The organism is Arthrobacter sp. MDT1-49-2, assembly GCF_059090185.1.
Genome location: NZ_JBNHFK010000007.1, coordinates 124,820 through 147,786, shown reverse-complemented (window position 1 = coordinate 147,786; position 22,967 = coordinate 124,820). Strand labels below are relative to the sequence as shown.

At 64.9% G+C, this 22,967-nt stretch carries 20 protein-coding genes and 3 tRNA genes; 8 read left to right on the top strand and 15 right to left on the bottom strand.

Annotated features, from left to right (window positions below):
* Positions 1-32: 32 nt before the first annotated feature.
* The 6 genes from AC5RTS_RS11365 to AC5RTS_RS11340 all read right to left on the bottom strand — a co-directional run bounded on the left by AC5RTS_RS11365 (position 33) and on the right by AC5RTS_RS11340 (position 5,279).
* The gene (locus AC5RTS_RS11365; RefSeq protein WP_493992135.1) at positions 33-650 is read right to left on the bottom strand and encodes a mycothiol-dependent nitroreductase Rv2466c family protein; all 618 of its coding nucleotides are present in this window, start codon (positions 648-650) and stop codon (positions 33-35) included.
* 67 nt (positions 651-717) lie between these two features.
* Positions 718-2,010: an ATP-dependent Clp protease ATP-binding subunit ClpX gene (clpX, locus tag AC5RTS_RS11360; protein WP_493992134.1), complete on the bottom strand. Its 1,293-nt coding sequence runs from the start codon at positions 2,008-2,010 to the stop codon at positions 718-720.
* A 158-nt stretch (positions 2,011-2,168) separates the two neighbouring features.
* Positions 2,169-2,843, bottom strand: a complete 675-nt coding sequence (locus AC5RTS_RS11355) for an ATP-dependent Clp protease proteolytic subunit (protein WP_227901554.1) — start codon at positions 2,841-2,843, stop codon at positions 2,169-2,171.
* A gap of 45 nt (positions 2,844-2,888) precedes the next feature.
* A complete protein-coding gene (locus AC5RTS_RS11350) occupies positions 2,889-3,509 on the bottom strand; it encodes an ATP-dependent Clp protease proteolytic subunit (RefSeq protein WP_227901586.1) in 621 nt (206 codons plus the stop codon).
* Positions 3,510-3,798: 289 nt separating this feature from the next.
* Positions 3,799-5,151, bottom strand: a complete 1,353-nt coding sequence (gene tig / locus AC5RTS_RS11345) for a trigger factor (protein WP_493992133.1) — start codon at positions 5,149-5,151, stop codon at positions 3,799-3,801.
* 54 nt (positions 5,152-5,205) lie between these two features.
* Positions 5,206-5,279, bottom strand: a tRNA-Pro gene (locus tag AC5RTS_RS11340).
* A gap of 150 nt (positions 5,280-5,429) precedes the next feature.
* On the opposite strand from AC5RTS_RS11340, the gene AC5RTS_RS11335 reads away from it, so the two are divergent.
* Positions 5,430-5,503: transfer RNA gene (locus AC5RTS_RS11335), tRNA-Gly, on the top strand.
* A gap of 167 nt (positions 5,504-5,670) precedes the next feature.
* Here AC5RTS_RS11335 and AC5RTS_RS11330 read toward each other — a convergent pair.
* Complete coding sequence (locus tag AC5RTS_RS11330) at positions 5,671-6,576, bottom strand: Fpg/Nei family DNA glycosylase (RefSeq protein ID WP_493992132.1); 906 nt, start codon at positions 6,574-6,576, stop codon at positions 5,671-5,673.
* Positions 6,576-7,046, bottom strand: a complete 471-nt coding sequence (locus AC5RTS_RS11325) for a ribose-5-phosphate isomerase (RefSeq protein WP_493992131.1) — start codon at positions 7,044-7,046, stop codon at positions 6,576-6,578. Before AC5RTS_RS11325 ends, AC5RTS_RS11330 begins: the two co-directional genes overlap by 1 nt.
* Before the next feature lie 227 nt (positions 7,047-7,273).
* Between AC5RTS_RS11325 and AC5RTS_RS11320 the strand changes: the two genes are divergently transcribed.
* From AC5RTS_RS11320 to AC5RTS_RS11300, 5 genes are all read left to right on the top strand, one after another.
* Entirely contained in the window at positions 7,274-10,351 is a 3,078-nt protein-coding gene (locus AC5RTS_RS11320) for an FG-GAP-like repeat-containing protein (protein WP_493992130.1), read from the top strand.
* Positions 10,352-10,491: 140 nt separating this feature from the next.
* Positions 10,492-13,044, top strand: a complete 2,553-nt coding sequence (pepN, locus tag AC5RTS_RS11315) for an aminopeptidase N (RefSeq protein WP_493992129.1) — start codon at positions 10,492-10,494, stop codon at positions 13,042-13,044.
* A gap of 56 nt (positions 13,045-13,100) precedes the next feature.
* Positions 13,101-13,586 carry an OsmC family protein gene (locus AC5RTS_RS11310; protein WP_493992128.1) on the top strand — a complete coding sequence of 162 codons (486 nt, stop codon included), beginning with the start codon at positions 13,101-13,103 and terminating at the stop codon, positions 13,584-13,586.
* A gap of 81 nt (positions 13,587-13,667) precedes the next feature.
* Positions 13,668-14,342, top strand: a complete 675-nt coding sequence (locus tag AC5RTS_RS11305) for a mechanosensitive ion channel family protein (protein WP_493992127.1) — start codon at positions 13,668-13,670, stop codon at positions 14,340-14,342.
* The gene (locus AC5RTS_RS11300; protein WP_493992126.1) at positions 14,335-14,778 is read left to right on the top strand and encodes a globin; all 444 of its coding nucleotides are present in this window, start codon (positions 14,335-14,337) and stop codon (positions 14,776-14,778) included. The genes AC5RTS_RS11305 and AC5RTS_RS11300 overlap by 8 nt, the downstream gene beginning before the upstream one ends.
* Positions 14,779-14,876: 98 nt before the next feature.
* Here the strand turns inward: AC5RTS_RS11300 and AC5RTS_RS11295 are convergent, their stop codons facing one another.
* Together AC5RTS_RS11295 and AC5RTS_RS11290 are read right to left on the bottom strand one after the other, a co-directional pair.
* Positions 14,877-15,554, bottom strand: coding sequence for a DUF8185 domain-containing protein (locus AC5RTS_RS11295; protein WP_493992125.1), 678 nt, complete (start codon positions 15,552-15,554; stop codon positions 14,877-14,879).
* A 1-nt stretch (position 15,555) separates the two neighbouring features.
* Entirely contained in the window at positions 15,556-16,023 is a 468-nt protein-coding gene (locus tag AC5RTS_RS11290; protein WP_493992124.1) for an acyl-CoA thioesterase, read from the bottom strand.
* A gap of 158 nt (positions 16,024-16,181) precedes the next feature.
* Here AC5RTS_RS11290 and AC5RTS_RS11285 point away from each other — a divergent pair, with 158 nt between their 5' ends.
* Positions 16,182-17,066 carry an acyl-CoA thioesterase gene (locus AC5RTS_RS11285; RefSeq protein ID WP_493992123.1) on the top strand — a complete coding sequence of 295 codons (885 nt, stop codon included), beginning with the start codon at positions 16,182-16,184 and terminating at the stop codon, positions 17,064-17,066.
* 79 nt (positions 17,067-17,145) lie between these two features.
* On the opposite strand, the gene ettA is transcribed toward AC5RTS_RS11285, so the two are convergent.
* From ettA to AC5RTS_RS11260, 5 genes are all read right to left on the bottom strand, one after another.
* Complete coding sequence (gene ettA, locus AC5RTS_RS11280) at positions 17,146-18,828, bottom strand: energy-dependent translational throttle protein EttA (protein ID WP_493992122.1); 1,683 nt, start codon at positions 18,826-18,828, stop codon at positions 17,146-17,148.
* 171 nt (positions 18,829-18,999) lie between these two features.
* Positions 19,000-19,458 (bottom strand): DUF6993 domain-containing protein, encoded by a 459-nt coding sequence (locus AC5RTS_RS11275; protein WP_493992121.1) that lies wholly within the window; start codon positions 19,456-19,458, stop codon positions 19,000-19,002.
* A 135-nt stretch (positions 19,459-19,593) separates the two neighbouring features.
* The gene (gene ssb, locus AC5RTS_RS11270; protein ID WP_493992120.1) at positions 19,594-20,163 is read right to left on the bottom strand and encodes a single-stranded DNA-binding protein; all 570 of its coding nucleotides are present in this window, start codon (positions 20,161-20,163) and stop codon (positions 19,594-19,596) included.
* Between the two features lie 305 nt (positions 20,164-20,468).
* Positions 20,469-21,524 carry an alpha/beta hydrolase gene (locus AC5RTS_RS11265; protein WP_493992119.1) on the bottom strand — a complete coding sequence of 352 codons (1,056 nt, stop codon included), beginning with the start codon at positions 21,522-21,524 and terminating at the stop codon, positions 20,469-20,471.
* Between the two features lie 249 nt (positions 21,525-21,773).
* Positions 21,774-21,846: transfer RNA gene (locus AC5RTS_RS11260), tRNA-Arg, on the bottom strand.
* Between the two features lie 220 nt (positions 21,847-22,066).
* Here AC5RTS_RS11260 and AC5RTS_RS11255 point away from each other — a divergent pair.
* Positions 22,067-22,924, top strand: a complete 858-nt coding sequence (locus AC5RTS_RS11255; RefSeq protein ID WP_493992118.1) for a DUF4397 domain-containing protein — start codon at positions 22,067-22,069, stop codon at positions 22,922-22,924.
* The last annotated feature ends 43 nt before the right edge of the window (positions 22,925-22,967 follow it).

Below are 22,967 nucleotides of genomic sequence, written 5' to 3'. Positions count from 1 at the left end.
TCAGCGGCCCCGTGTTCCGGGGCCGGCGAAGGTCAGTCGAAACGCGGGCTTTCGGTGCGGCTGCGCTTGAGTTCGAAGAAGGCCGGGTTTGAGGCCAGCATCACTGCGCCGTCGAACATGGTGCCGGCTTCCTCGCCGCGCGGGATGCGGGTGAGCACCGGACCAAAGAAGGCGGTGCCGTTGAAGGCGACGATGGGGGTTCCGACGTCGTCACCCACCTTCGTGATGCCTTCCTTGTGGGAGGCACGCAGCTGGGCGTCATATTCGTCGCTGTCGGCGTACCGGGCCAGCTCGGCGGGAAGGCCCGTGGCTTCCAGGGATTCGCGGATCACGGCGGCGAAGTCATCATTGCCGCCGTCATGGATCCGGGATCCCATGGCGTCGTAAAGCTTTTTGACGTATTCATCGCCGTGGAGTTCCTGCGCGGCGATGATGACGCGCACAGGGCCCCAGGCCTTGTCCATCCGCTCCCGGTAGTCCGCCGGCAGGTCCCTGCCCTCGTTCAGGACAGCCAGGCTCATCACGTGCCAGTTGGTGCGGACGTCGCGGACCTGTTCCACCTCGCCCATCCAGCGGGAGGCCACCCAGGCGAAGGGGCACATGGGGTCGAACCAGAAGTCTGCGGTGGACGCGGAAGCAGTAACGCTCATGGAAATCTCCTTTGATGGCACTCTGCGGCTTTACCTGCCGCGCTCAGTACCGGGTAACAACCCCGGATCAGGCGGATTTGTTCCGGCGCTTGGTCGCCACGGCGTGCGAGATGAGCGTCGGTTCGCTCTTGTTCTGCACCGTGTCCGCGGTGATCACAACGGTGGCTACGTCGTCCCGGCTGGGCAGGTCGAACATCACCGGCAGCAGGACTTCCTCCAGGATGGCACGCAGCCCGCGGGCACCGGTGCCCCGGGCCAGCGCCTGGTCCGCGATGGCGTCCAGGGCGCCCTGCTCGAAGGTCAGCTCCACGCCGTCCAGCTGGAACATTTTCTGGAACTGCTTAACCAGTGCGTTCTTCGGCTCGGTGAGGATCCGGATCAGGGCGGTCCGGTCCAGGTTGGACACGGTGGTGATGACCGGGAGGCGGCCGATGAATTCGGGAATGAGTCCGAACTTCAGCAGATCCTCCGGCATCACCTCGGCGTAGGAGTCGGTGCCCTTGGTGGTTTCATTCAGCGGGGCACCGAACCCGATGCCCTTGCGTCCGGAACGTGAACCGATGATCTCCTCGAGCCCGGCGAAGGCGCCGGCCACAATGAACAGCACGTTGGTGGTGTCAATCTGGATGAATTCCTGGTGCGGGTGCTTGCGGCCGCCCTGCGGCGGGACCGAGGCGACCGTACCTTCCAGGATCTTCAGCAGAGCCTGCTGGACACCTTCACCGGAGACGTCGCGGGTGATCGAGGGGTTCTCGCTCTTGCGGGAAATCTTGTCGATTTCGTCGATGTAGATGATGCCCTGTTCAGCCTTCTTGACGTCATAGTCGGCGGCCTGGATGAGCTTGAGCAGGATGTTCTCCACATCCTCGCCCACGTAGCCGGCCTCTGTCAGGGCGGTGGCATCAGCGACGGCGAACGGAACGTTCAGGCGCCGCGCCAGCGTCTGGGCGAGGTAGGTCTTGCCGCAGCCGGTGGGGCCGATCAGGAGGATGTTGGACTTGCCGATTTCCACCTCGTCGCCGGCAACGGCGTCCGAGAGATTGCCGGTGGCACGGGTGGCGTGACCTGCCTGGATACGCTTGTAGTGGTTGTACACCGCCACGGCGAGGGAGCGCTTCGCGGGCTCCTGGCCGATGACGTACTCCTGCAGCGCGTCGAAGATTTCCCGCGGCTTCGGCAGCTCGAAGGTCCCCAGATCCGCAACCTCGGAGAGTTCCTCTTCGATGATCTCGTTGCAGAGATCAATGCACTCGTCGCAGATGTATACGCCGGGACCGGCAATGAGCTTGCGTACCTGCTTCTGGCTCTTTCCGCAGAAAGAGCACTTGAGCAGATCCGTGCTCTCACCAATGCGAGCCATAGTTCAGTCCCCTTAGATGGTCCATCGAAAATACGGTCTCCCGGCCAGGCGCAGTCAACCATGTTCCACTCTAGGACACTTGCCGGAGCTATTCAGCAACCAGAGAGCCCGTGGTGCCGAATTCCGCACCACGGGCCGTCTGTTGCCAACTGCTTCTATTACATTTTGTTGATGGCGGGAGTCTTGATCTTGCGCGAATCCAGCACCTGGTCGATCAGCCCGTATTCCAGGGCTGCATCTGCGGTGAGGATCTTATCCCGCTCAATGTCCGTGTTGACCTGCTCCGACGTGCGGTTGGAGTGCAGTGCCAGCGTGTCTTCCAGCCAGGTGCGCATGCGCATGACTTCAGCGGCCTGGATTTCCAGGTCGGAAGCCTGGCCGCCCTGTCCGCCGGAGAGCGACGGCTGGTGGATCAGCACACGGGCGTTGGGCAGTGCCAGGCGCTTGCCCGGCGTGCCGGCAGCCAGCAGGACGGCTGCGGCGCTGGCTGCCTGTCCCAGGCAGACCGTCTGGATCTCCGGGCGGATGTACTGCATGGTGTCGTAAATGGCCGTCATGGCCGTGAACGAACCGCCCGGGGAGTTGATGTACAGCGTGATGTCGCGGTCCGGATCGGTGGACTCAAGCACCAGCAGCTGGGCCATGATGTCATCAGCCGACGCGTCGTCCACCTGGACGCCGAGGAAGATGATGCGGTCCTCGAACAGCTTGGTGTACGGGTCCTGGCGCTTGAAGCCGTAGGGCGTACGCTCTTCGAACTGCGGCAGGACGTAGCGGCTGGTGGGCATCTGCGGTGCTGCGGCGGAGCCGGCGGTGCCGAAATTATGGTTCATGAATTACTCCTGAAGTCTGCAAGTGGAGGGGCGGGGTCCGGGACCTTAGTCCTCGTCCTTGCCCTCTGCCTGGTCCTGGTTGGTTCCGCCGCCGCCGGTAACGCCGCCGGCGTGGGCGGAGATCTTGTCGAAGAAGCCGTATTCCAGGGCCTCCTGCGCGGTGAACCACTTGTCGCGGTCATTGTCCCGAAGGATGGTTTCGACGCTCTGGCCGGTCTGCTCAGCGGTCAGCTCCGCCATGACGCGCTTCATGTTCAGGATCAGCTCAGCCTGGATCTTGATGTCCGACGCGGTGCCGCCGATGCCGCCGCTGGGCTGGTGCATCAGGATGCGGGCGTGCGGGGTGGCGTAGCGCTTGCCCTTGGTGCCCGAGGAGAGCAGGAACTGCCCCATGGAGGCTGCCAGGCCGGTCGCCACGGTCACGACGTCGTTCGGGATGAACTGCATGGTGTCGTAGATAGCCATGCCGGCCGTCACGGAACCACCGGGAGAGTTGATGTAGAGGTAGATGTCCTTCTCGGGATCTTCCGCCGAGAGCAGCAGAAGCTGGGAGCAGATCGCGTTGGCATTCTCGTCCCGGACTTCCGAGCCCAACCAGATGATCCGCTCTTTGAGCAGGCGGTTGTAGATGTAGTCGTCCCGGCCGGCCGGGTCCACCGTAGCCATGGTGGGGGTATTCGGTGCAGTTGCCATACTGAGTGACCTCTCGCTCTGGCAGGAATCAGATGCTGGCCGTGCCAGTTGCTCCTGCCGGTTGTCTCTTCTAGGACACTAGCCTGTCCACGCCCCGCCGGGCTGCCGTTTGACGGGCTGTTCGCTGACGGCGCACGATGCAGATCACATGCTCGCCGCCGTGGAAGAGCCGCGCCTCGGCGCTTAACGCACCGCGCCGCCGGCCCTTTCGGATCGGCGGCGCGGTTGGTCCTTCCTGCGGAACGCGGAAGGGCGGGACAGGCTAGGCCTTGTCTTCGTTCTGCTGCTCTTCGACGTCGGCTGCTTCGGCTTCTTCTTCACCGGCGGGACGGACGAATTCGCTCAGGTCAATCTCGGCACCGGTGGTGTCGGTGACCTTGGCGAGCTCCAGCACCTTGGCGAGGGCCTTACGACGGCGGACTTCTCCGACCATCATCGGAACCTGGCCGCTCTGGTCGATCAGCTGGGCGAACTGGTTCGGATCCATGCCGTACTGGCCTGCGGTGGAGACGATGTAGTCAATCAGTTCGCTCTGGTTGACGCCTACTTCTTCCTTCTCCGCTACTGCGTCGAGGATGATTTCGTTCTTGAAGGCGGCCTCGGTGTTGGCGCGCACCTCGGCACGGTGTTCTTCCGTGTCGTGGTCTTCGCCGGCGGCGTGGGCGCTTTCGGAGTTGAAGTGCTGCTCAAGCTGCTCTTCGATGACGGATTCCGGAACCGGAACCTCAACCAGCTCCAGGAGCTTCTCCAGCACCTTGTCGCGGGCTTCAACGCCCTGCTCCATCAGCTTGGATTCGGCTGCACGCTTGGTCAGGTCCTCGCGGAGTTCACCGATGGTGTCGAACTCGCTGGCAAGCTGGGCGAAGTCATCGTTGGCTTCGGGGAGCTCGCGCTCCTTGACGGCCTTGATGGTCACGGTAACCTCGGCGTCGGCACCGGCATGCTCGCCGCCGGCCAGCTTGGTGTTGAAGGTCGCGGATTCGCCGCTGCTCAGGCCGGTAACGGCCTCGTCCATGCCTTCAAGCATGGTCCCGGCGCCTACCTGGTAGGACAGATCCGCAGCGGAATCCACCTCTTCGCCGTCGACCTTGGCCACAAGGTCCATGGTCAGGAAGTCATCGGCCACTGCGGGGCGATCCACGGCCTTCAGCGTGCCGAAGCGGCTGCGCAGTTCTTCCAGTGCCTTCTCTACGTCGGCGTCGGAAGCTTCTGCGGGCTCAACGGTGACCTCGAGGCCTGCATAGTCCGGCAGTTCGATTTCCGGGCGCACATCCAGCTCAACGGTGAAGAGCAGCTGGCCTTCATCCGAAGCGGGGTCCGGAACTTCGGTGATCTCGACCTCGGGGCGGCTCATGGGGCTGATGCCGGTCTCGCGGACGGCTTCCTGGTAGAAGCCGTTCAGTCCGTCATTGATGGCCGTTTCGAGAACATAGCCGCGTCCAACGCGCTGGTCGATGATGCGGTTGGGAACCTTGCCCTTGCGGAAGCCCGGGACCTGCACCTGGGTGGCGATGGTCTTGTAGGCCTCGTCGATGCTCGGCTTCAGTTCCTCGAACGGAACTTCAACGTTGAGCTTTACCCGCGTGGGTGTGAGGTTTTCTACGGCGCTCTTCACAGCGTAAGTTCTCCTGAGGGTTCTGGGGTTGGTCTGCACCATGGTTATACAGAGTCGGGGTGACAGGATTTGAACCTGCGACTTCCTGCTCCCAAAGCAGGCGCTCTTCCAAGCTGAGCTACACCCCGTCAGTGCACCTGACAGCCTACCTGCCCGGCGGCGGGTATGACGAATTTCAGGGCTTACCGACGTGATCCGCGGCCGGCACGGAACCGGTTGCGGGCCGATTACTCACAGCGGGTTTTCCCATGCTAAGGTGAAACCTGCCTTACGGCGCCGGGGATGTAGCTCAATGGTAGAGCCTCAGTCTTCCAAACTGATTACGCGGGTTCGATTCCCGTCATCCCCTCCACCTTAGAAGGGCCTTTCGCACAGCGAAAGGTCCTTTTTCGTTTTTCACTGCAGATATAGACCCGACCGCGGAACAATGTCCGCGGTCGGGTGAATGCAGGCGGCCTGCCGGCGTAGAAGCCCTGACCCACAGGGCCCGGCTCAACGGGCGCGGCTCGGTTGCGTGGGTCAGCGGGCCTGGCAGACCGGGCACCAGTAGAGTTTCCGGGCGCCCATCTCGGTACCGGCGACGGCGGTTCCGCAGCATCTGCACGGCAGCCCGGTCCGCTTGTAGACGTAGTGCGCCTCGGACACCGGAACCGGCTCACCGGCATCCTGGCGGTCCTGCGGCTCGGTGGTGATGATCCGCCCCTGCCGCACGCCGTCGTTCATCAGCGTCACGGTCTCCGCCCACACGTCCGCAGCCTCCGCCGCGCTGATGTCCCGGCCCAGCCGCCACGGGGAAATGCGCCGGCGGAAGAGTATTTCAGCCCGGTAGACGTTGCCGACGCCGGCAAGCACCTCCTGGTTCATCAGCAGCAGCCCCACCGGGGAGCCCTTGCTACGGAGGCGTTCCGAGAACTGCCGGCCGCCGTCGCCGTCCGGTTCCGCCGCACCCAGGGGGTCCGGTCCCAGACGGGCCAGCACCGCCGCCCGTTCCTGTTCCGTGATGACTTCACACGCCGTGGGACCCCGCAGATCCGCCCAGCCGTGCTCGGACACCATGCGGACCCGCACAACTCCCCGGGGCGGCGGCGGGCCGGCATACCCCGTGTCCTGCGCACCGCCGTCGCCGGCAATCTCCCGTTCCCCCACGCGCCGCGGCGCACCGATGCTGGAGGCACCGGCAAACGTTTCATCCCCGCCGAAGTCGAAAGCGCCGTAGAGGCCGAGATGGATACGCAGGTACAGGTCATTGTCAAAACGCAGGAACAGCTGCTTGCCGTGCGCCTCGGCACCTTCAAGGACGTGCCCGTCCAGCTTGGCGGCCCCGGCGGCAAACCTGCCCTGCGGGCTGCTCACCGCCACCCGGCTGCCGGCAAACACCGAAGCGAACTGCCGGGCGAGCCGGTGGATGGAATGGCCCTCGGGCATCAGGCCACGGTGCCGCTGGTCTCGTACTCCGCAATCTGTCCGATGCGCCGGACATGGCGCTCCGCACCGCTGAAGGGTTCGGCCAGGAACGCATCAATGATCCGGGTCGCCTCCTCCACGCTGTGCTGGCGGCCGCCCACGGCCACAACATTGGCATCGTTGTGCTGGCGGGCCAGTTTCGCGGTGTCCAGGTTCCAGGCCAGCGCTGCCCGGATGCCCCGGACCTTGTTGGCGGCAATCTGCTCGCCGTTGCCGGAACCGCCCAGCACAATACCGAGGGCCTGCGTGCCTGCAGCCTGGTCGGCGGCCACGGCCTGCGCGGCGTTGATGCAGAAGGCAGGGTAGTCATCTTCGGCGTCATATTCGCGCGGCCCGTGGTCAACCACTTCGTAGCCGCCGTCCGTGAGGTGCTTAATCAGATGGGCGCTGAGTTCCAGGCCTGCGTGGTCGGTTGCAATATGGACGCGCATGTTAGGTCCGTTCACTTTGATCGAGGGAAGAAGAAATGCATGTCCAGCGTAGCTTTTTGGACGGCCTGGCTGACAAATCCGGGGCATCCGGCCGTAAACGCTAACCCGGCGCCTGTATATGCCGATAACACCAATAGGATTGTCCCGCCCCCGGCGGATCTACCGATCCCTAGCAACGGGCGCTGCTTGCTGCGCCCCAGGTCTCGCCCGCTCCACAAGGATTCCCATTGAAAAGTGCAAAACTGGCGCTATTGGCCCTGCTCGCTACCGCATTGACGGCAGGCGGGCTGCCCGCCCAGAGTTATGGTGATCTGGCTCCCGCGCCTTCCGCCACCCCGACGCCCGCCACCAGCCCGTCGCAGGTTGCTCTGACGCCCGGTGTCGAACTGCCGGCAGATCCGGCCCCCGAAGAGTCGCCGGTACCGGCGGAGGTACCGCCGCTGACTGCGCCGGAGGCCGTGGAGAGCGAACCTGCCGAGCCGGAGCCGGCCGCAACGGAACCTGCAGAGCCGGACGCGGAGCACACTGAAGCGGAAGAAGATGAGCAGGGCTTTGATCCGGTAGTGGGCGGCGGCTTCCCCGTGCCGGGCCCCAACACGCCGATGGTGACGGAGCCAGACGGAACAGTACGTTCAGCTGTTGAGACGGACATTTCCGCGATGCATGACCACGATCATGGCCAGGCGCAGAGCTTCAGCACCAGGGACGGCGGCGCCAGCACCATGGGCGCGGCGGCACGAAGCGGAACCATCCAGGTGACCCTCGTCTACGCCACCTTGAAGGACGACCGCCGCGGGGTAAACCAAACCGCCGCCAAAAACTCCATCACGGCGGCCAACAGCTACTGGCGTGCAATGTCGAACAACCGCCTGGGTATGACTATTGCCAGTACCCGGACACTGGCGAGCACCGCATCCTCCTGGCAGGACTACGCCGCCATGATGAACACCATCAAGAAGGACCTTGGCTGGCGGGACAGTGCCTATAAGGCGCTGGTGGTCTACGTTCCGGCAAGTGATCTCAACAGCGGGGGCTACGGCGGCATCCTGGGCGGCGGATGGACCACCGGCGGAACGGGCGGCAGCGTCCTTATGCCGGCCCCGTCCAGCTTCTCCAATAACGTGGTTACCCACGAATTCGGCCACGTACTGGGTTTGCTGCACGCCAACAGCCTCAAATGCAACAACGGCCGTGCAGATGTCGGGGTGAATGCCCAGGGACGCTGGTCCGATGGCTCCTGCACGTCCCGCGAGTACGGCGATACCTCGGACCTCATGGGTTACGCCCAATACAACTCACCGGCCATCAACTCCTTCTTCTGGGATGCAGGAGGGTTCGGCCGCGGCAACGAGGTGCTCAACGCAGGGACACCTGACCGGACCAAGAGCTACACCCTCCGCGCCTGGGCAGGATCGGCCGCAAACCGGGCCGTGAAATTCAGGGACACGTCGGGTGAAACCTATTACCTGGAACTAAGGCTTCCCGTGGGACGCGATGCCGCCACCGCGGTAGGGGGTAACCGCGGCGTCAAAATCGTCAAAGCGGACCTCGCCAACGACTGGGCCGTCAACTCACTCGTTGTCGGCCCCAACACCCGTGACTTCGTCGGCTACACCAACGCAAACAGCACGTGGCAGGCAGGCCAGACATTCACCACCCATGCCGGGACTAAGGTACGCGTGGAGTGGATCAGCGGTGATGCCGCCAGCATCACGATCAGCCCCAAGTACCCCCTCGACTGGTCCAAGAAGGTCTTCTCTCCCGGCGACTTCAACGGCGACCGGAAAGCCGACCTCCTCACCCGCCGCACCGACGGAACCCTCTGGTTCTCCGCCGGACGCGGAAACGGTACCTTCGGCACACCCGTCCGAATCGGCAGCGGCTGGGAAATCTTCAACGAGTTCATACCCGTCGGAGACACCGACGGCGACGGCCGGAACGACATATTTGCCCGCCATGTGGACGGAAGCCTGTGGCGGTACTCGGGAACCGGGGCCGTCGGATCCGGAAACGAAGGCTACAAGGCCGGCGTAAAAATCGGCAATGGCGGATGGGAAGCCTTCAATGCGTTCGCCGCTACCGGCGACGCTGACGGAGACGGCCGCAATGATTTCCTGGCCCGCACGCCCAACGGCACCGTTTCCCTCTACTCCGGCACCGGGAACGGTCAGCACGGACGTTCCCGCGTTGTTGCCACTGGCTGGCAGAAATACAACGCCATGGTCGGAGTCAGGGACTTCAACGGCGACGGACGGGTCGACGTGGTTACCCGCACTTCCGACGGAAACCTGCAGATTATGCGCGGCACCGGCCGGGGCGATTTCATCGCAGGTCCCAACATCGGGTCGTATTGGAACATGTATGCCACCCTCCTGGGCGGAGCCGACTTCAATTCCGACGGCAAGCCGGATCTCTATGGCTACCAGTCCAACGGCAAGCTGGTGTTCTACGCAGGCACCGGGCGCATCTCCGAGGGTTATGTCGCGGCCACCTCCACACGCGGGCTGGCCCCGGGAGCCGCAGCAAAGCTCATCAACGCCGGAGACTTCAACGGTGACGGCGTGGACGATCTGCTCTCCATGAATGCGTCCGGCAAGTTGCTCCTCCACCCGGGCAACGGAACCACCTCGGGGGCCTACCGCACGGCAACCGGCATCGGTGTGGGCTGGAACATCTATTCCGACGTGATTGCCGCGGACTTCAACCGCGACGGCAAGCCGGACCTCGTTGGCCGTGCCCATGATGGAACCCTCTGGTTCTATGCGGGTACCGGGAAGGTTAATTCCAAGGATGAGGGTTACAAACCCCGCGAACGAATAGGGTCCGGCTGGAACATCTTCTCCGAGACCATCGCCGCAGGGGACCTTAATTCCGACGGCATTCCGGACATACTTGCCCGCCATTCCAACGGAACCCTGTGGCTGTACACGGGCAGCGGCACCATGGGTAACGGCCGGGAGGGCTACCGGGCCGGCAAACAGATCGGCAACGGCGGCTGGGATGCCTTTGCCTCCCTGACAGCGGCCGGCGACTATGACCGCAACGGCACCAGCGACATTCTTGCCCGTTATCCCGACGGCAGCCTGTTCCTTTACCGGGGCGCCGGCAACGGCACACTCCGCAGCGGGGAGCCGGTGGGCAGTGGATGGAATATCTTCACCTCGCTGACGGGCCCTGGCAATCCTTCCGTGGCATCACGTTATGGATTTACGGCGCTCATGAGAGACGGCAGTTCGCGGTTCTACAAGAGCACCGGAATGGCAGATGAAGGCTACCGGGCAGGTACTGCGGCCGGAACACTATAAGCAATCGGCCGTCGGGCACTTGGCAGGGTGCTTAGCAATGAGAGAATGTTGCAGAAGATCACCAGCGTCCGGTGTCTCCCGCATAACCACGGGATATTTCCGGTCTCCTTTTCCGTCTGAAAGGCCTTACCTTGCCAGGTATGAATCTCACGCGCTCTGAAGCCCGTGAACGTGCAGAACTCCTCGACGTCGAGTCGTATGACGTCAATCTCGACCTCACGCGGGGGGATTCGGTGTTCGGCAGTACTACCGTTGTCCGGTTTGCCGCCCGGCCCGGTGCCTCGACGTTTATCGACGCGGTCACCGACACCGTTCACCGGATCACCCTCAACGGGGTGGCGCTTGATCCTGCCGAGGTGTCCGACGGCGTGCGCATCTCACTGCCGAACCTTGCCGAGTCCAATGAGCTCGTAGTGGAGGCCGATGCACGCTACATGAACACCGGTGAGGGCCTGCACCGCTTCGTGGACCCCGTGGACAACGAGGTCTACCTTTACTCACAGTTCGAGGTCCCGGATTCCCGGCGGATGTTCGCCGTCTTCGAACAGCCTGACCTGAAGGCCACCTTCCGCTTCACCGTCACCGCGCCGTCGCACTGGGATGTCATCTCCAACTCCCCCACGCCGGAGCCCCTGCCCGCCGGGGACCTCACCGAGACCAGCCCCCGCTCGACCTGGTCCTTTGAGCCCACTCCGCGGATCTCCTCCTACATCACCGCGCTGATTGCCGGACCGTACCAGTCCGTGCGCAGCGAGCTCACCAGCTCGGACGGCCGCGTTATTCCGCTGGGTGTCTTCGCCCGCCGTTCGCTGATGCAGTACCTGGACGCGGAAAACATCTTCGAACTGACCCGCCAGGGCTTCGCGTTCTACGAAGAGCAGTTCGGCACGCCGTACCCGTTCGAGAAGTACGACCAGCTGTTCGTTCCGGAGTTCAACGCCGGCGCGATGGAAAATGCCGGCGCCGTCACGTTCCTGGAGAGCTACGTCTTCCGCTCCCGCGTCACCGACGCCACGGTGGAGCGCCGCGCTGTGACCATCCTGCACGAACTGGCGCATATGTGGTTCGGTGACCTGGTCACCATGCGCTGGTGGAACGACCTGTGGCTGAACGAGTCCTTTGCCGAGTTCATGTCCACGCTCGCCGCCGCCGAAGCCACCGAGTTCAAGCAGGCGTGGACCACGTTCGCATCGCTGGAGAAGGCCTGGGCCTACCGCCAGGACCAGCTGCCCACCACACATCCCATCGTCGCCGAGATCCGGGATCTGGACGACGTACAGGTGAACTTTGACGGGATCACCTATGCCAAGGGTGCCTCGGTGCTCAAGCAGCTGGTGGCCTGGGTCGGGCAGGATAAGTTCATGGCCGGGGTGCGCGAGTACTTCGGCAAGCATGCCTGGGGAAACACGGAGCTTTCCGACCTGCTCTCGGAGCTGGAAACGGCCAGCGGTCGGGACCTGAAGGACTGGTCCGCCAAGTGGCTGGAAACCGCCGGAGTGAACACCCTCCGCCCCGAGTTCGAAACGGACGGGGACGGGAACATCACCTCCTTCGCGGTGTTGCAGACCGCAATCGAGGACTACCCCACCCTGCGCCCGCACCGCCTGGCCATCGGCTTCTACAACCCGGATGACGAGGGCAGGCTGCAGCGTACCCACCGTGTGGAGCTCGACGTCGACGGCGAACGCACCGAAGTGCCCGAACTTGCCGGCCAGCCGCGCCCGGCGCTGCTGCTGCTCAACGACGACGATCTCGCCTATGCGAAGATCCGGCTCGACGACGTCTCGCAGCACACCGCCACGCGGGCACTGCGCAACATCGCCGACTCCCTGCCCCGGACCCTGGTCTGGGCGGCAGCCTGGGATGCTGCCCGCGACGCCGAAATTCCGGCGCGCAACTACGTGGAACTCGTGCTGCAGAACATCGCCTCGGAATCCGATTCCACCGTGGTGCAGGTCCTCCTGCGCCAGCTGGCCACCACCCTGGCCTTCTACGTGAAGCCCGAGGACCGGGAGCCCATGACCGTGGCGGCCGCCGAAAGCCTCTGGGAACTCGCGGCTGCTGCGGCACCCGGCTCGGATTCGCAGCTGCAGTTCGTGAAGGCCTTCGCGTCGCATGCCTCCTCCGATGAGCACCTGGATACCCTGGCGGACCTCTTCGCCGGCAACCGTTCGCTCGAAGGCCTCTCCATTGACGCGGACCTGCGGTGGGAGCTGCTCACCGGCCTTGTTGCCGGCGGCCGGCTGGGCGAGGCGGAGATTGCCGCCGAACTCGAGCGTGACGCAACGGCCACCGGCGCCCTGGCTGCGGCCATGGCCCGGGCTGCCATTCCCACGGCCGAGGCCAAGGCAGCCGCCTGGGAAGCCATTGTTGAGCGTTCGGATATGCCCAACGCCGCCCAGCGCTCGGCCATCGCCGGCTTCATGCGCGTGCATGACACGGATCTGCTCGAGCCGTACGCCCAGAAGTACTTCGAGGCCATCCGCGACGTCTGGTCCACCCGCACCCACGAGATCGGACAGCAGATCGCCGTCGGCCTCTACCCCACCCGCCTGGCCCGGCAGGACACCGTAGACCGCACCGACGAGTTCCTGGCTGCACTGGGCGAGGATGCGCCTTCGCTGCGGCGGCTCGTGCTGGAAAACCGTGACGGTGTGGTCCGTGCACTGAAGGCCCAGGCAGCGGACCGCTAGCCGTTCCCGCCGCGGTTTCCCTCCCCCGGGCCGGGGCACACGGTACCTTGGAGAACGTGAATCTCTCCGAACACCGTTACGCCCTCGACCTGGAATGGACGGGAAACCGCGGCGACGGCACCTCGACCTACCGCGGCTACGGCCGTGACCACATCATCCGGGCTGCCGGGCTGCCGGACCTGCCCGGCACGGCGGACCCGACCTTCCACGGCGACCGCGACCGGTGGAACCCCGAACAGCTGCTTCTGTCCGCGCTGGCGCAGTGCCACATGCTCTCCTACCTGCACGTCGCTGTCCGCAACGGCATCCGCGTGCTCGCCTACACCGACGCGCCCGAGGGCACGCTGCGGCTGAACCGAGACGGCAGCGGTGAATTCACCTCTGTCGTCCTGCACCCGAGGGTAACCATCGCCGGCGGGGACCGGGAAGCCCTCGAACTGGCGACCGGGCCTTTGCATGCGGACGCTCACCGGCTGTGCTTTATTGCCCGCAGTGTCAATTTCCCGGTTGACCATCTGCCGCAGACCGTGCCGGAGGCCTGACTGCGGTCCGTCGCACCCCGTCGCGGGTAGCCTTAAACGAGATCTTCCCTGCCCGGCAACAAGAAGGATGTTCAGCAACCCGTGCTTTCTGCTTCCGAAATCGACCTTTCCTCCGTGACCGTCGAGGACTTCGACTGGTCCGGCCTGATCCAGGCCGGCCTGATCATTCTTGCCGCCTCCATCGTTTGGTTCCTCGCCCGGTTCCTGATTAACCGGCTGGTTGCCCGGGCCCAGAAAGGCTATTCGCTGTTCAGCGCCTCCAAGCTGAAATGGGCCCAGCCGGTTATGCGCAACCTGGACAAGAAACGCCGCGCCCAGCGGGCCGACACCATCGGTGCCCTGCTCAGCAGTGCCGTCAATGTGTCGATCTGGACCGTGGCCATCATCATGGTGCTGGATGCCATCGGTATTAATATCGCCCCGCTGCTGGCCAGCGTCGGCATTGTCGGTATCGCCCTCGGCTTCGGCGCCCGGGAACTGATCCGCGACGCCCTGGCCGGTTTCTTCATCACCATTGAGGACCAGTACGGCATCGGCGACGTCATTGAAGTGGGAGACACCACCGGCACCGTGCAGTCCGTGGGCATCCGGATCACCCGCATGATCGATGAACGCGGTGTCGTCTGGTACATCCGCAACGGCGAACTCGCGAAGGTCGGCAACCGCTCCCAGGGCAGGTACATCGGTGAACCGCAGGCTGAAGGCGAACCGGCCAAGGCGGACGCCCTCAACGACGGAATGGCCAGCAATGACTGAACCGGCATCCGAAACTCCCGGCAGTCCCTCTCTTCCTCTGCAGCCGCAGGGCTTCTCCCAGCCGCAGTACAACTTCTACGAGGCCGTGGGCGGCCATCCCACCTTTGTCCGGCTGGTGGACGTGTTCTACGCCGGGGTCGCTGAGGATCCGCTGATGCGTCCCATGTATCCCGAAGAGGACCTGGGACCGGCCAAGGAACGCCTGCTGCTGTTCCTGGAACAGTACTGGGGCGGGCCGAAGACCTACGGCGAGCAGCGCGGGCATCCGCGCCTGCGGATGCGGCACATGCCCTTCGTGGTTACCCCCGCGGCGAGGGATGCCTGGCTGCGGCACATGCGGGCCGCCGTCGATTCCCTCGACCTCGCTCCCCTGCACGAAGCGACGCTCTGGGACTATCTGGAGCGGGCCGCCCACAGCATGGTCAATTCCGCCTGACCCTTCGGATCCTTGGTACGGAACCTGCGGCCTGGCACCCGGTTAAAGGGTGCCAGGCCGCAGGCGTCTCACCGGAGGCCCGGTTCCGGGACCGGAGGTCACAGGATGGCCGGGCTGCGCACCAGAACGTGCCCCTGCGGGGTACTCAACCGCAGCCACCGGCCGTTGCTGAACAGGGCCGCATCGGCGCCCGCTTCCGCGGATCCCGGGCCTGCAGAGGGCAGGAACCCCAGGGACAGTGCTGCGAAGGCCGCACCCGCGGGTACGGGGACCTGCGTGTTGCCCATCGGCTGGGCCCATACCCTCGCCCGGGCACTGTGGACCACGGCTCCTCCGGCGCTCTGCGGGAGCATCGCCGCCACTTCGCGGATACCGCGGTGGGCGGACTGCTCGAGCAGGTGGAGCGGAACCCGGCCTGCCGGCTGCCACCCGGACCGCGGAGCGGTGATGCCGGCCCAGGTCTCCCGCACGGTCACCGGCGGCACCGCCAGGGACGTCTCGCTGCCGCCCATCCGTGCCAACCTGTCGGCCACTGCTGCCAGGGCCACGGTGGTGTCCACTGACGCCTCTGCAGCCAGCGGCATGGTCCGAAGTCCCAACACCGTGGGCGTATCTTCGCCCAGGATGCGCGGACCGAGCACGCATACGTACGCAGCCAGCACACTGCCGACCGCCTGCAGCCGGATGGCGCCGTCGTCGGCCGCCCTGGCACGCACGACAAAGTTGCGCAGGTCCGCGGTTACCTGGGGATCGGCCAGCCGTAGTTCAGTCTCCACGTCAGTTCCTCCGCCCAGCGGACACGGGAGTCCTGAAGGGCACGGGCTCCCCCATCCACCCCTGGAGGACCTCTTGCTGGGCATCCGTGAGCGGGACCGGCCTGCCGCCGGCCGAGTCCACCTGCACCATGACCGCCTCGGCGTAGGCGTAGACCGTGCCACCGTCTTCATCGGCCAGCCGGAACCCGTATGTCAGGCTGGTGGAGCCGACGCGGGTCACCCAAACGTCCACCCACACAGGCTCAGGGCGGTGCAGCAGGGGCGCACGGTATTCGATTTCCTGTTTGGCCACATAGGTGGACGTCCGGTCACCGGTCAGGTCCCGGAAACTGCCCGGACTCCCCGCGCCGAGCGGCAGCAGGCCCAGCCGGACGCGTGCTTCTTCCAGGAACTGAATGAACTGAACGTTGTTGATATGGCCGTTGGGATCTTGGTCTCCGTAACGGAGCTGGACAGGAAATCGGTGCATGCCTTCCATCCTCCCAGAGAGTGAGGTTTGCCCTAAAAAGACGGTGTCCGGGATGCCGGGCGCAGGGAAACCTGTTACTGAACGGTAAGTTTGGACTAAGAGTTTTCTGCGGCTGCCAACGTTGACGGTGCCGCCTTCCTGCTAGGAGACAGTTCCAGATGTCCATTGATGAATCCTTCGACCCGACAGCCTCCCTGCTGGAGCTGCTGGACCTAAGCTGGGCCGGCGGCGCGAAGACGGATGAGGATATCTTCGTCGGAGGTTCGCAGCCCGAACCACGCAAGCGGGTGTTCGGCGGTCAGGTCCTTGGCCAGTCGCTGATCGCGGCAGCCCGGACGGTTCCGGAGGACCGGGTCATGCATTCCATGCACGGGTATTTCCTGCGCCCGGGAGACACCGAGGTGCCCATTACCTTCGGTGTGGAGCGGCTGCGTGACGGCCGGTCCTTCTCCGCCAGGCGCAGCCATGCCTATCAGAACGGCAAGCCGATCCTCTCCATGATCACGTCCTTCCAGATCCCGGACTCGGGAGTGGACCACCAGGAGGAAATGCCCTCCGGGATCCCGGAACCTGAATCCCTGCCTACGACGGCGGAGCTGCTGAAGGACTTTGACCACCCGGTGGCCGAGGCTTGGTCGCACCGCCGCCCCATGGACATCCGCCACGTCATGGATCCTGTCTACGTGGGTCCCGGCCGGCAAAAGACCCCGCACAACGCGGTCTGGATGAAGACCTTCAAGCCAATGCCCGACGGCGAAAACCTGCACCGCGCGGCACTGGCCTATGCCAGCGACTACACACTGCTGGAGCCCGTGCTTCGCGGTCACGGGCTGGCCTGGACCACGCCGGGCATGAGCATTGCCAGCCTGGACCACGCCATGTGGTGGCACCGTCCGGTGCGGGTGGATGACTGGCTGCTTTACGTCCAGGAATCCCCCAGTGCTTCGGCCGCCCGCGGCCTGTCCACGGGCAGGATCTTCAACCGCTCCGGCGCCCTGGTGGCCACGGTGGCCCAGGAAGGCATGGTGCGGGTGCCGCAGTAGCACCTCCGCGTCAGCGCTTACAGAGCAGAGAAGCCCGGTTTCCCCTGAGGGAAACCGGGCTTCTTTTCTGCCTGCAGACTTAGTCGCGCGTCAGGCGGCGGTGGGTCACGCGGTGCGGCTTGGCCGCATCGGGTCCGAGACGCTCAATCTTGTTCTGCTCGTAGGACTCGAAGTTGCCCTCGAACCAGTACCAGTTCGCCGGGTCTTCTTCCGTGCCTTCGAAGGCAAGGATGTGGGTGGCCACACGGTCCAGGAACCAGCGGTCGTGCGAGACCACCACGGCGCAGCCGGGGAATTCCAGCAGCGCATTCTCGAGGCTGGACAGGGTTTCCACGTCCAGGTCGTTAGTGGGCTCATCGAGCAGGAGGAGGTTTCCGCCCTGCTTGAGGGTCATGGCCAGGTTCAGGCGGTTGCGCTCACCACCGGAGAGGACACCCGCTTTCTTCTGCTGGTCCGGGCCCTTGAAGCCGAAGGCCGAAACGTAGGCTCGCGAGGGCATTTCCACCTGGCCCACCTGGATGAAGTCCAGGCCGTCGGAAACAACTTCCCAGAGCGACTTCTCCGGATCAATGCCGCCGCGTGACTGGTCAACGTAGGAGATCCGGACGGAGTCGCCGATCTTCAGATCGCCGCCGTCCAGCGGTTCCAGCCCGACGATGGTCTTGAAGAGGGTGGTCTTACCCACGCCGTTCGGACCGATGACGCCGACAATGCCGTTACGCGGCAGGGAGAAGGACAGGCCGTTGATGAGCTGGCGGTCGCCGAAACCCTTCTGCAGGTCCTTGGCTTCGAGCACCAGCGAGCCAAGGCGCGGGCCCGGCGGGATCTGGATTTCTTCGAAATCAAGCTTGCGGGTGCGCTCTGCCTCGGCAGCCATTTCCTCGTAGCGGGCCAGACGGGCCTTGGACTTGGTCTGGCGTCCCTTTGCGTTGGAACGGACCCAGTCGAGTTCATCCGAGAGGCGCTTGGCCAGCTTCTGGTCCTTTTTGCCCTGCACTTCGAGGCGGGCACGCTTCTTCTCCAGGTAAGTGGAGTAGTTGCCTTCGTACGGGTAGAGGTGGCCGCGGTCCACTTCGGCGATCCACTCGGCCACGTGGTCCAGGAAGTACCGGTCGTGGGTCACTGCGAGGACGGCGCCGTGGTACGAGGAGAGGTGCTGTTCCAGCCACAGAACGCTCTCGGCGTCCAGGTGGTTGGTGGGCTCATCGAGGAGCAGCAGGTCCGGCTTCTGCAGCAGCAGCTTGCACAGGGCCACGCGGCGGCGTTCACCACCGGAGAGCACGGTTACGTCCGCGTCCGGCGGCGGGCAGCGCAGGGCGTCCATGGCCTGTTCGAGCTGGGAGTCGATGTCCCATGCGTCGGCGGCGTCAATCGCTTCCTGGAGCTTGCCCATTTCTTCGAGCAGGGAATCGAAGTCCGCATCAGGCTGGGACATCTCTTCGGAGATTTCGTTGAAGCGCTGGATCTTGCCGTAGATCTCGCCCACGCCCTCCTGGACGTTGCCGAGGACCGTCTTCTCCTCGTTCAAGGGCGGCTCCTGGAGCAGGATGCCGACGCTGTAGCCGGCGCTGAGCCGGGCTTCGCCGTTGGAAGGGGTGTCCAGGCCCGCCATGATCTTGAGGATGGTGGACTTACCGGCACCGTTCGGGCCCACCACGCCGATCTTGGCGCCAGGGTAGAAAGACATGCTTACGTCGTCGAGGATTACTTTGTCGCCAACGGCCTTGCGGGCCTTGGTCATCGTGTAGATAAATTCCGCCATATATCCAAGGCTAATGTGTCAGCGCCGATATATACCATTTATGCGGTTGCGGCCGGGATTTCCCCGCCGCGCAGGGCCGGCGAAAGGTGCCGGGCAGGCATTCGTCCCGGCGTGTCGGGCCGGGACATCCCGGGCGTACTGGGCGCATCCCGTCGGCGGCGGCGCGTCCGGTTAGTCTCCGATGAAGCAGCGGCCGCTGGACAGGACCGGCAGAACGGTGACGGTGACTTCCCCGTCCCGGACCTCACCGAAAATGCACTGCGAATCCCGGACAACCGCTGCCTGCATTGCGTCCACCTCAAGCCCGGTGGGGGTTTGGTCCGCCGAGACTTCGACGGCGGCCGGATCGAACCCGGCTGCGGCGAAGGCACCGGCCATCCCGGCGCGGTCCGGGTCAGGGTCCTGGCCCGCGAGTTTCCGCAGCTCTGCGTCCACGGCTCCCACCGCCTCGTCCTCAGCGGCGGCAGGGGCTGAACCCTGCGTCCCGGGAACCGTGGTTTCGGCACCCGAAGCGGGCGCCCCTGGATCCGTGTCCGATGACACGCCGCAGCCGGCAAGGCCGACGGCGAACGCCAGTCCGGTCACAAGGGTGGCGGGGACGGTCCGGGTGGCCTTGCGCAGGAGTCTCACCCCGCGATTGTGCCATGCACACTACGGGCTTCCAAAGGCCGCGCCGGGTGCGGCCACCGTGCTCCCGGGGCGCCGGCAGACGGTCCAGACGAATAGGGCTGCAGCGGCCATCCCTAATAGGGCCCAGCGTTATCCCTAATAGGGCGCTGTCGCGGCCATCCGCGCGGTATCCCCATCGGAGGACCCCGCTTCCTCCCCGCTGTCCGGAAGTTCCCCCGTCAGCGGGTCCGCCAACCGGTCCAGTGCGTCCCCGAGATCCGGGTCTCCGGCGGAACCGTGCTCCGCCTCCCCCGTACCCTTTGCCTGGCCCGTCCCCGCTGTGCCGGCCGCGCCCTCGCCTGTGCCGGAAACGGTACGTCGGAAACTGGCGGTACCCCACATCAGGTCGTGGCCGACGGTATCCGCATCAATGTCTGCGCTTGTGCCGCTGCGTCCGTCCTCGGTGGCCCACTGCCGCAGCCTCAGCCGCCCGGTGACTACCACCCGGTCCCCTTTGTGGATGCTGAAAGCGGCGTTGGTGGCCAGCTGGCGAAACAGGCTTACCGCGTACCAGTTGGTCTGCCCGTCCATCCAGGCGCCCGCATCCCGGTCATATCGGCGTTCGGTGGTGCACATCCGGAAGCTGGCAACGGCCAGCCCGTGATCAGTGGTGTTCTGGCGAAGTTCGGTGGCTACATAGCCCCGGAGCGTAATGGTGTCACTCATCATGTCCTGCCTTCGGCTCGGTGCAGGTGTGCCGCGTTGTCTGAGACAGCGCGTTCCCTGCCGCACGGGTTCCGGCTTATCCACCGGTCTGCCCAGTCTCCGGTACCCCGCCTGTCCGTGGCGGACCTATATCTACGGGTGTGCGTGAAGGGACGCCCGAGCCACCGCTCCCCCGCGCTGTGGAGGAAAAGCCGCTGCCGGGCGTCCCTCCTGCCCGGCTCCCTTCCGTACCCTGCCTTCCGTACCCTGCCTTCCGTACCCTGCCTTCCGTACCCTGCGCTGCCGCCGGGTCATGTGCGCTGCCACTAGGCGTTGCCGTCCCGGACCCGGCCGTGGCCGTCCCGCACCCAGCCGGCAAAGTCCTCAATAGCCCCCGCTGCGAAGCGGCTGCGGATCGAGGCGAAATAGTCAAAAGCATGCTGTGCTCCGGGCAGGCGGCACCAAACCACCGGACGGCTGGAAACCCGTTCCAAGGTCCGGGCGAAGTTTTCTCCGTGACGGATAGGCACAATCGTGTCGCTGTCTCCGTGAAGGATGAAAAACGGCGGAGCTTCGGGTGTGATGTGGGCCATCGGGGTGCTCCAAGGCGTGGCGTCCAGGACCTTGCCGTAATAGCCGTACTGGACCACGGCAGCATCCACCGACGTATCGGCACCCTCAAAGCCGGGCTGCAGGTTCGGCCGGTTGGGCGTCAGCGCACAGAACGCGGCAAGGAAAGCGCCGGCAGAGTTTCCCGCCACGATGACCGGACCCGCACCGCCTCCATGTTCCGGTCCTGCACTGCGTGCCCAGGCGACCACCCGCTTGGCGTCCACAACATAGTCGGGGAAACGGGCGGCAGGAACCAAACGGTAATTCGCACTGACGCAGGTCCAACCCCGGGCGGCCAGACGGTACAGCAGATACAGTGACTCCCGGTTTTTACCTCCGGAGGAAAACCGTCCGCCGTGAAAATGGATAAACACCCCTCCGGCGGCCGGTTGGCGGCGCGGCAGGTACAGGTCCAGGGTGTGGCGGCAGTCGGGACCGTAGTGAAGGTTGCTGATGCGCTTTACGTCCCTGCGGCGGCGTTGAAGGGGCAGGAAAAAGCCGGCAGGAACCGCTCCGTATCCCCTCCCTGCCGGGCGCCGGGTTCCGGCACCCCGGGAACGTCCGGGAAGCCTCTGCCCGAGGGCCAGGAAAGGAGCCGCCCGGTTTCGAACCGCCCGTGCGGCCACCAACAGCAGTCCAACAGCGACGAGGGACATACCGGCCAGACCGGCGGCACCGGCCGGACCGGATAGCCGGCCTTCCGCCACTGCGAGCGCCGTCGCGGACACGGCCACCACGAGCGGGAAAACGGGTGCTTCGTTGAAGCTCATTCCGATCAGAAAAACCGGGACTCTGAGAGGCAAGCGAAGCCGTCCGGAGGGTTCCGTGACGGTACTGCCGGACGGCCACAGTGCGCAGACGGTGCCCGTTGCAAGTAACAGGACAGTTATGAGGTAGCCGGCAGGCACTGCGGCTCCTTGGGAGAACGGGGCTGGAGAGCCCGAGCCTACGCCGCGGCACGGTGTTGCGGCAGGGGAACCGCCACAGGCGGAGACCGCTGCGGCGGCATATCCAGGAAGTGCCCCCGGCGCGACTCGAACGCGCAACCTACGGATTAGAAGGCCGTTGCTCTATCCATTGAGCTACGGGGGCAACCAGTTGATGATACTACGGACCCCGCTCGCCACAGTTCAGCCCGGCACCGTGGCAACCGGTCCGCCGCTGTCCGTTGGCAACCCGCCGGACAGCCCGATTCCAGCGGTGCAAAAAAAGTTTTCATGATTTTGCATCCAAACCCCGGACCGCCGAAGTAGTAGGGGTGTAAGTCAAAAAACCCGTACCGGTGGGTGCGGCAACTGAAGGAGCACAGACCATGCGTAAGACCGCTTCCGCCTTCGCGGCCCTCGGAGTAGGCGCCGCCGCAGTTCTCTCGGCCATGCCGGCATCGGCCGCCGACACCGATATGGCAAAGCTGTCGGTGCTGCACGGTGTCCCGGACACCCCCGTTGATGTCTACGTCAATGGCACTCTCACGCTGGATGACTTCATGCCCGGTGAACTTGCCGGGCCGCTGGACCTTCCGGGCGGCAACTACCAGCTGGCCATTACCGCAGCTGATGCCGCGGACGCTTCCGCACCCATCATCGGCCCGATCTCCGCTGATCTGGCAGCCGGCGGAAATTACACCGCTACCGCCAACCTGGACGCCTCCGGCAAGCCCACGGCCAATCTCTTCACCAACGACACCTCCCCCATCGAAGCCGGCAAGGCACGCCTGACCGTCCGGCACGTGGCAGCTGCTCCCGCCGTGGACGTCCTGGCCAACGGCTCCCCGGTGATCGAAGGACTGACCAATCCGAATGAAAAGATGCTGATGGTGGATCCCGGCACCATTTCTGCATCCGTTGCCGCGGCCGGTACCACGGAGCCGGTGATCGGCCCGGCCGATCTGGCCCTCATGGAGGGAACCAACACCGTCGTGTACGCGTGGGGCTCCCTTGAGGCCGGAAACCTTGCCCTTGCCACCCAGACCATTGAGGGCATGCACTCCAACCCGGCAGCTGTTCCGGGCGCACTGGAGCAGGTGGGACAGCAGTCCGACCAGCAGGGCATGATCGCAGCCGCCGCCACCGGTTCGGCCGCCGTCCTTGCCCTGGGAGCGTTCATGCTTCGCCGCCGTTCCGCATCCGCCGCCTCCGCTGAGAGCCGGTCCGCGGATAACCGCAGCTAGCAGTTCGCCACCCCTGATCCCCCGGGGCTGCAGCGCGTTCCCG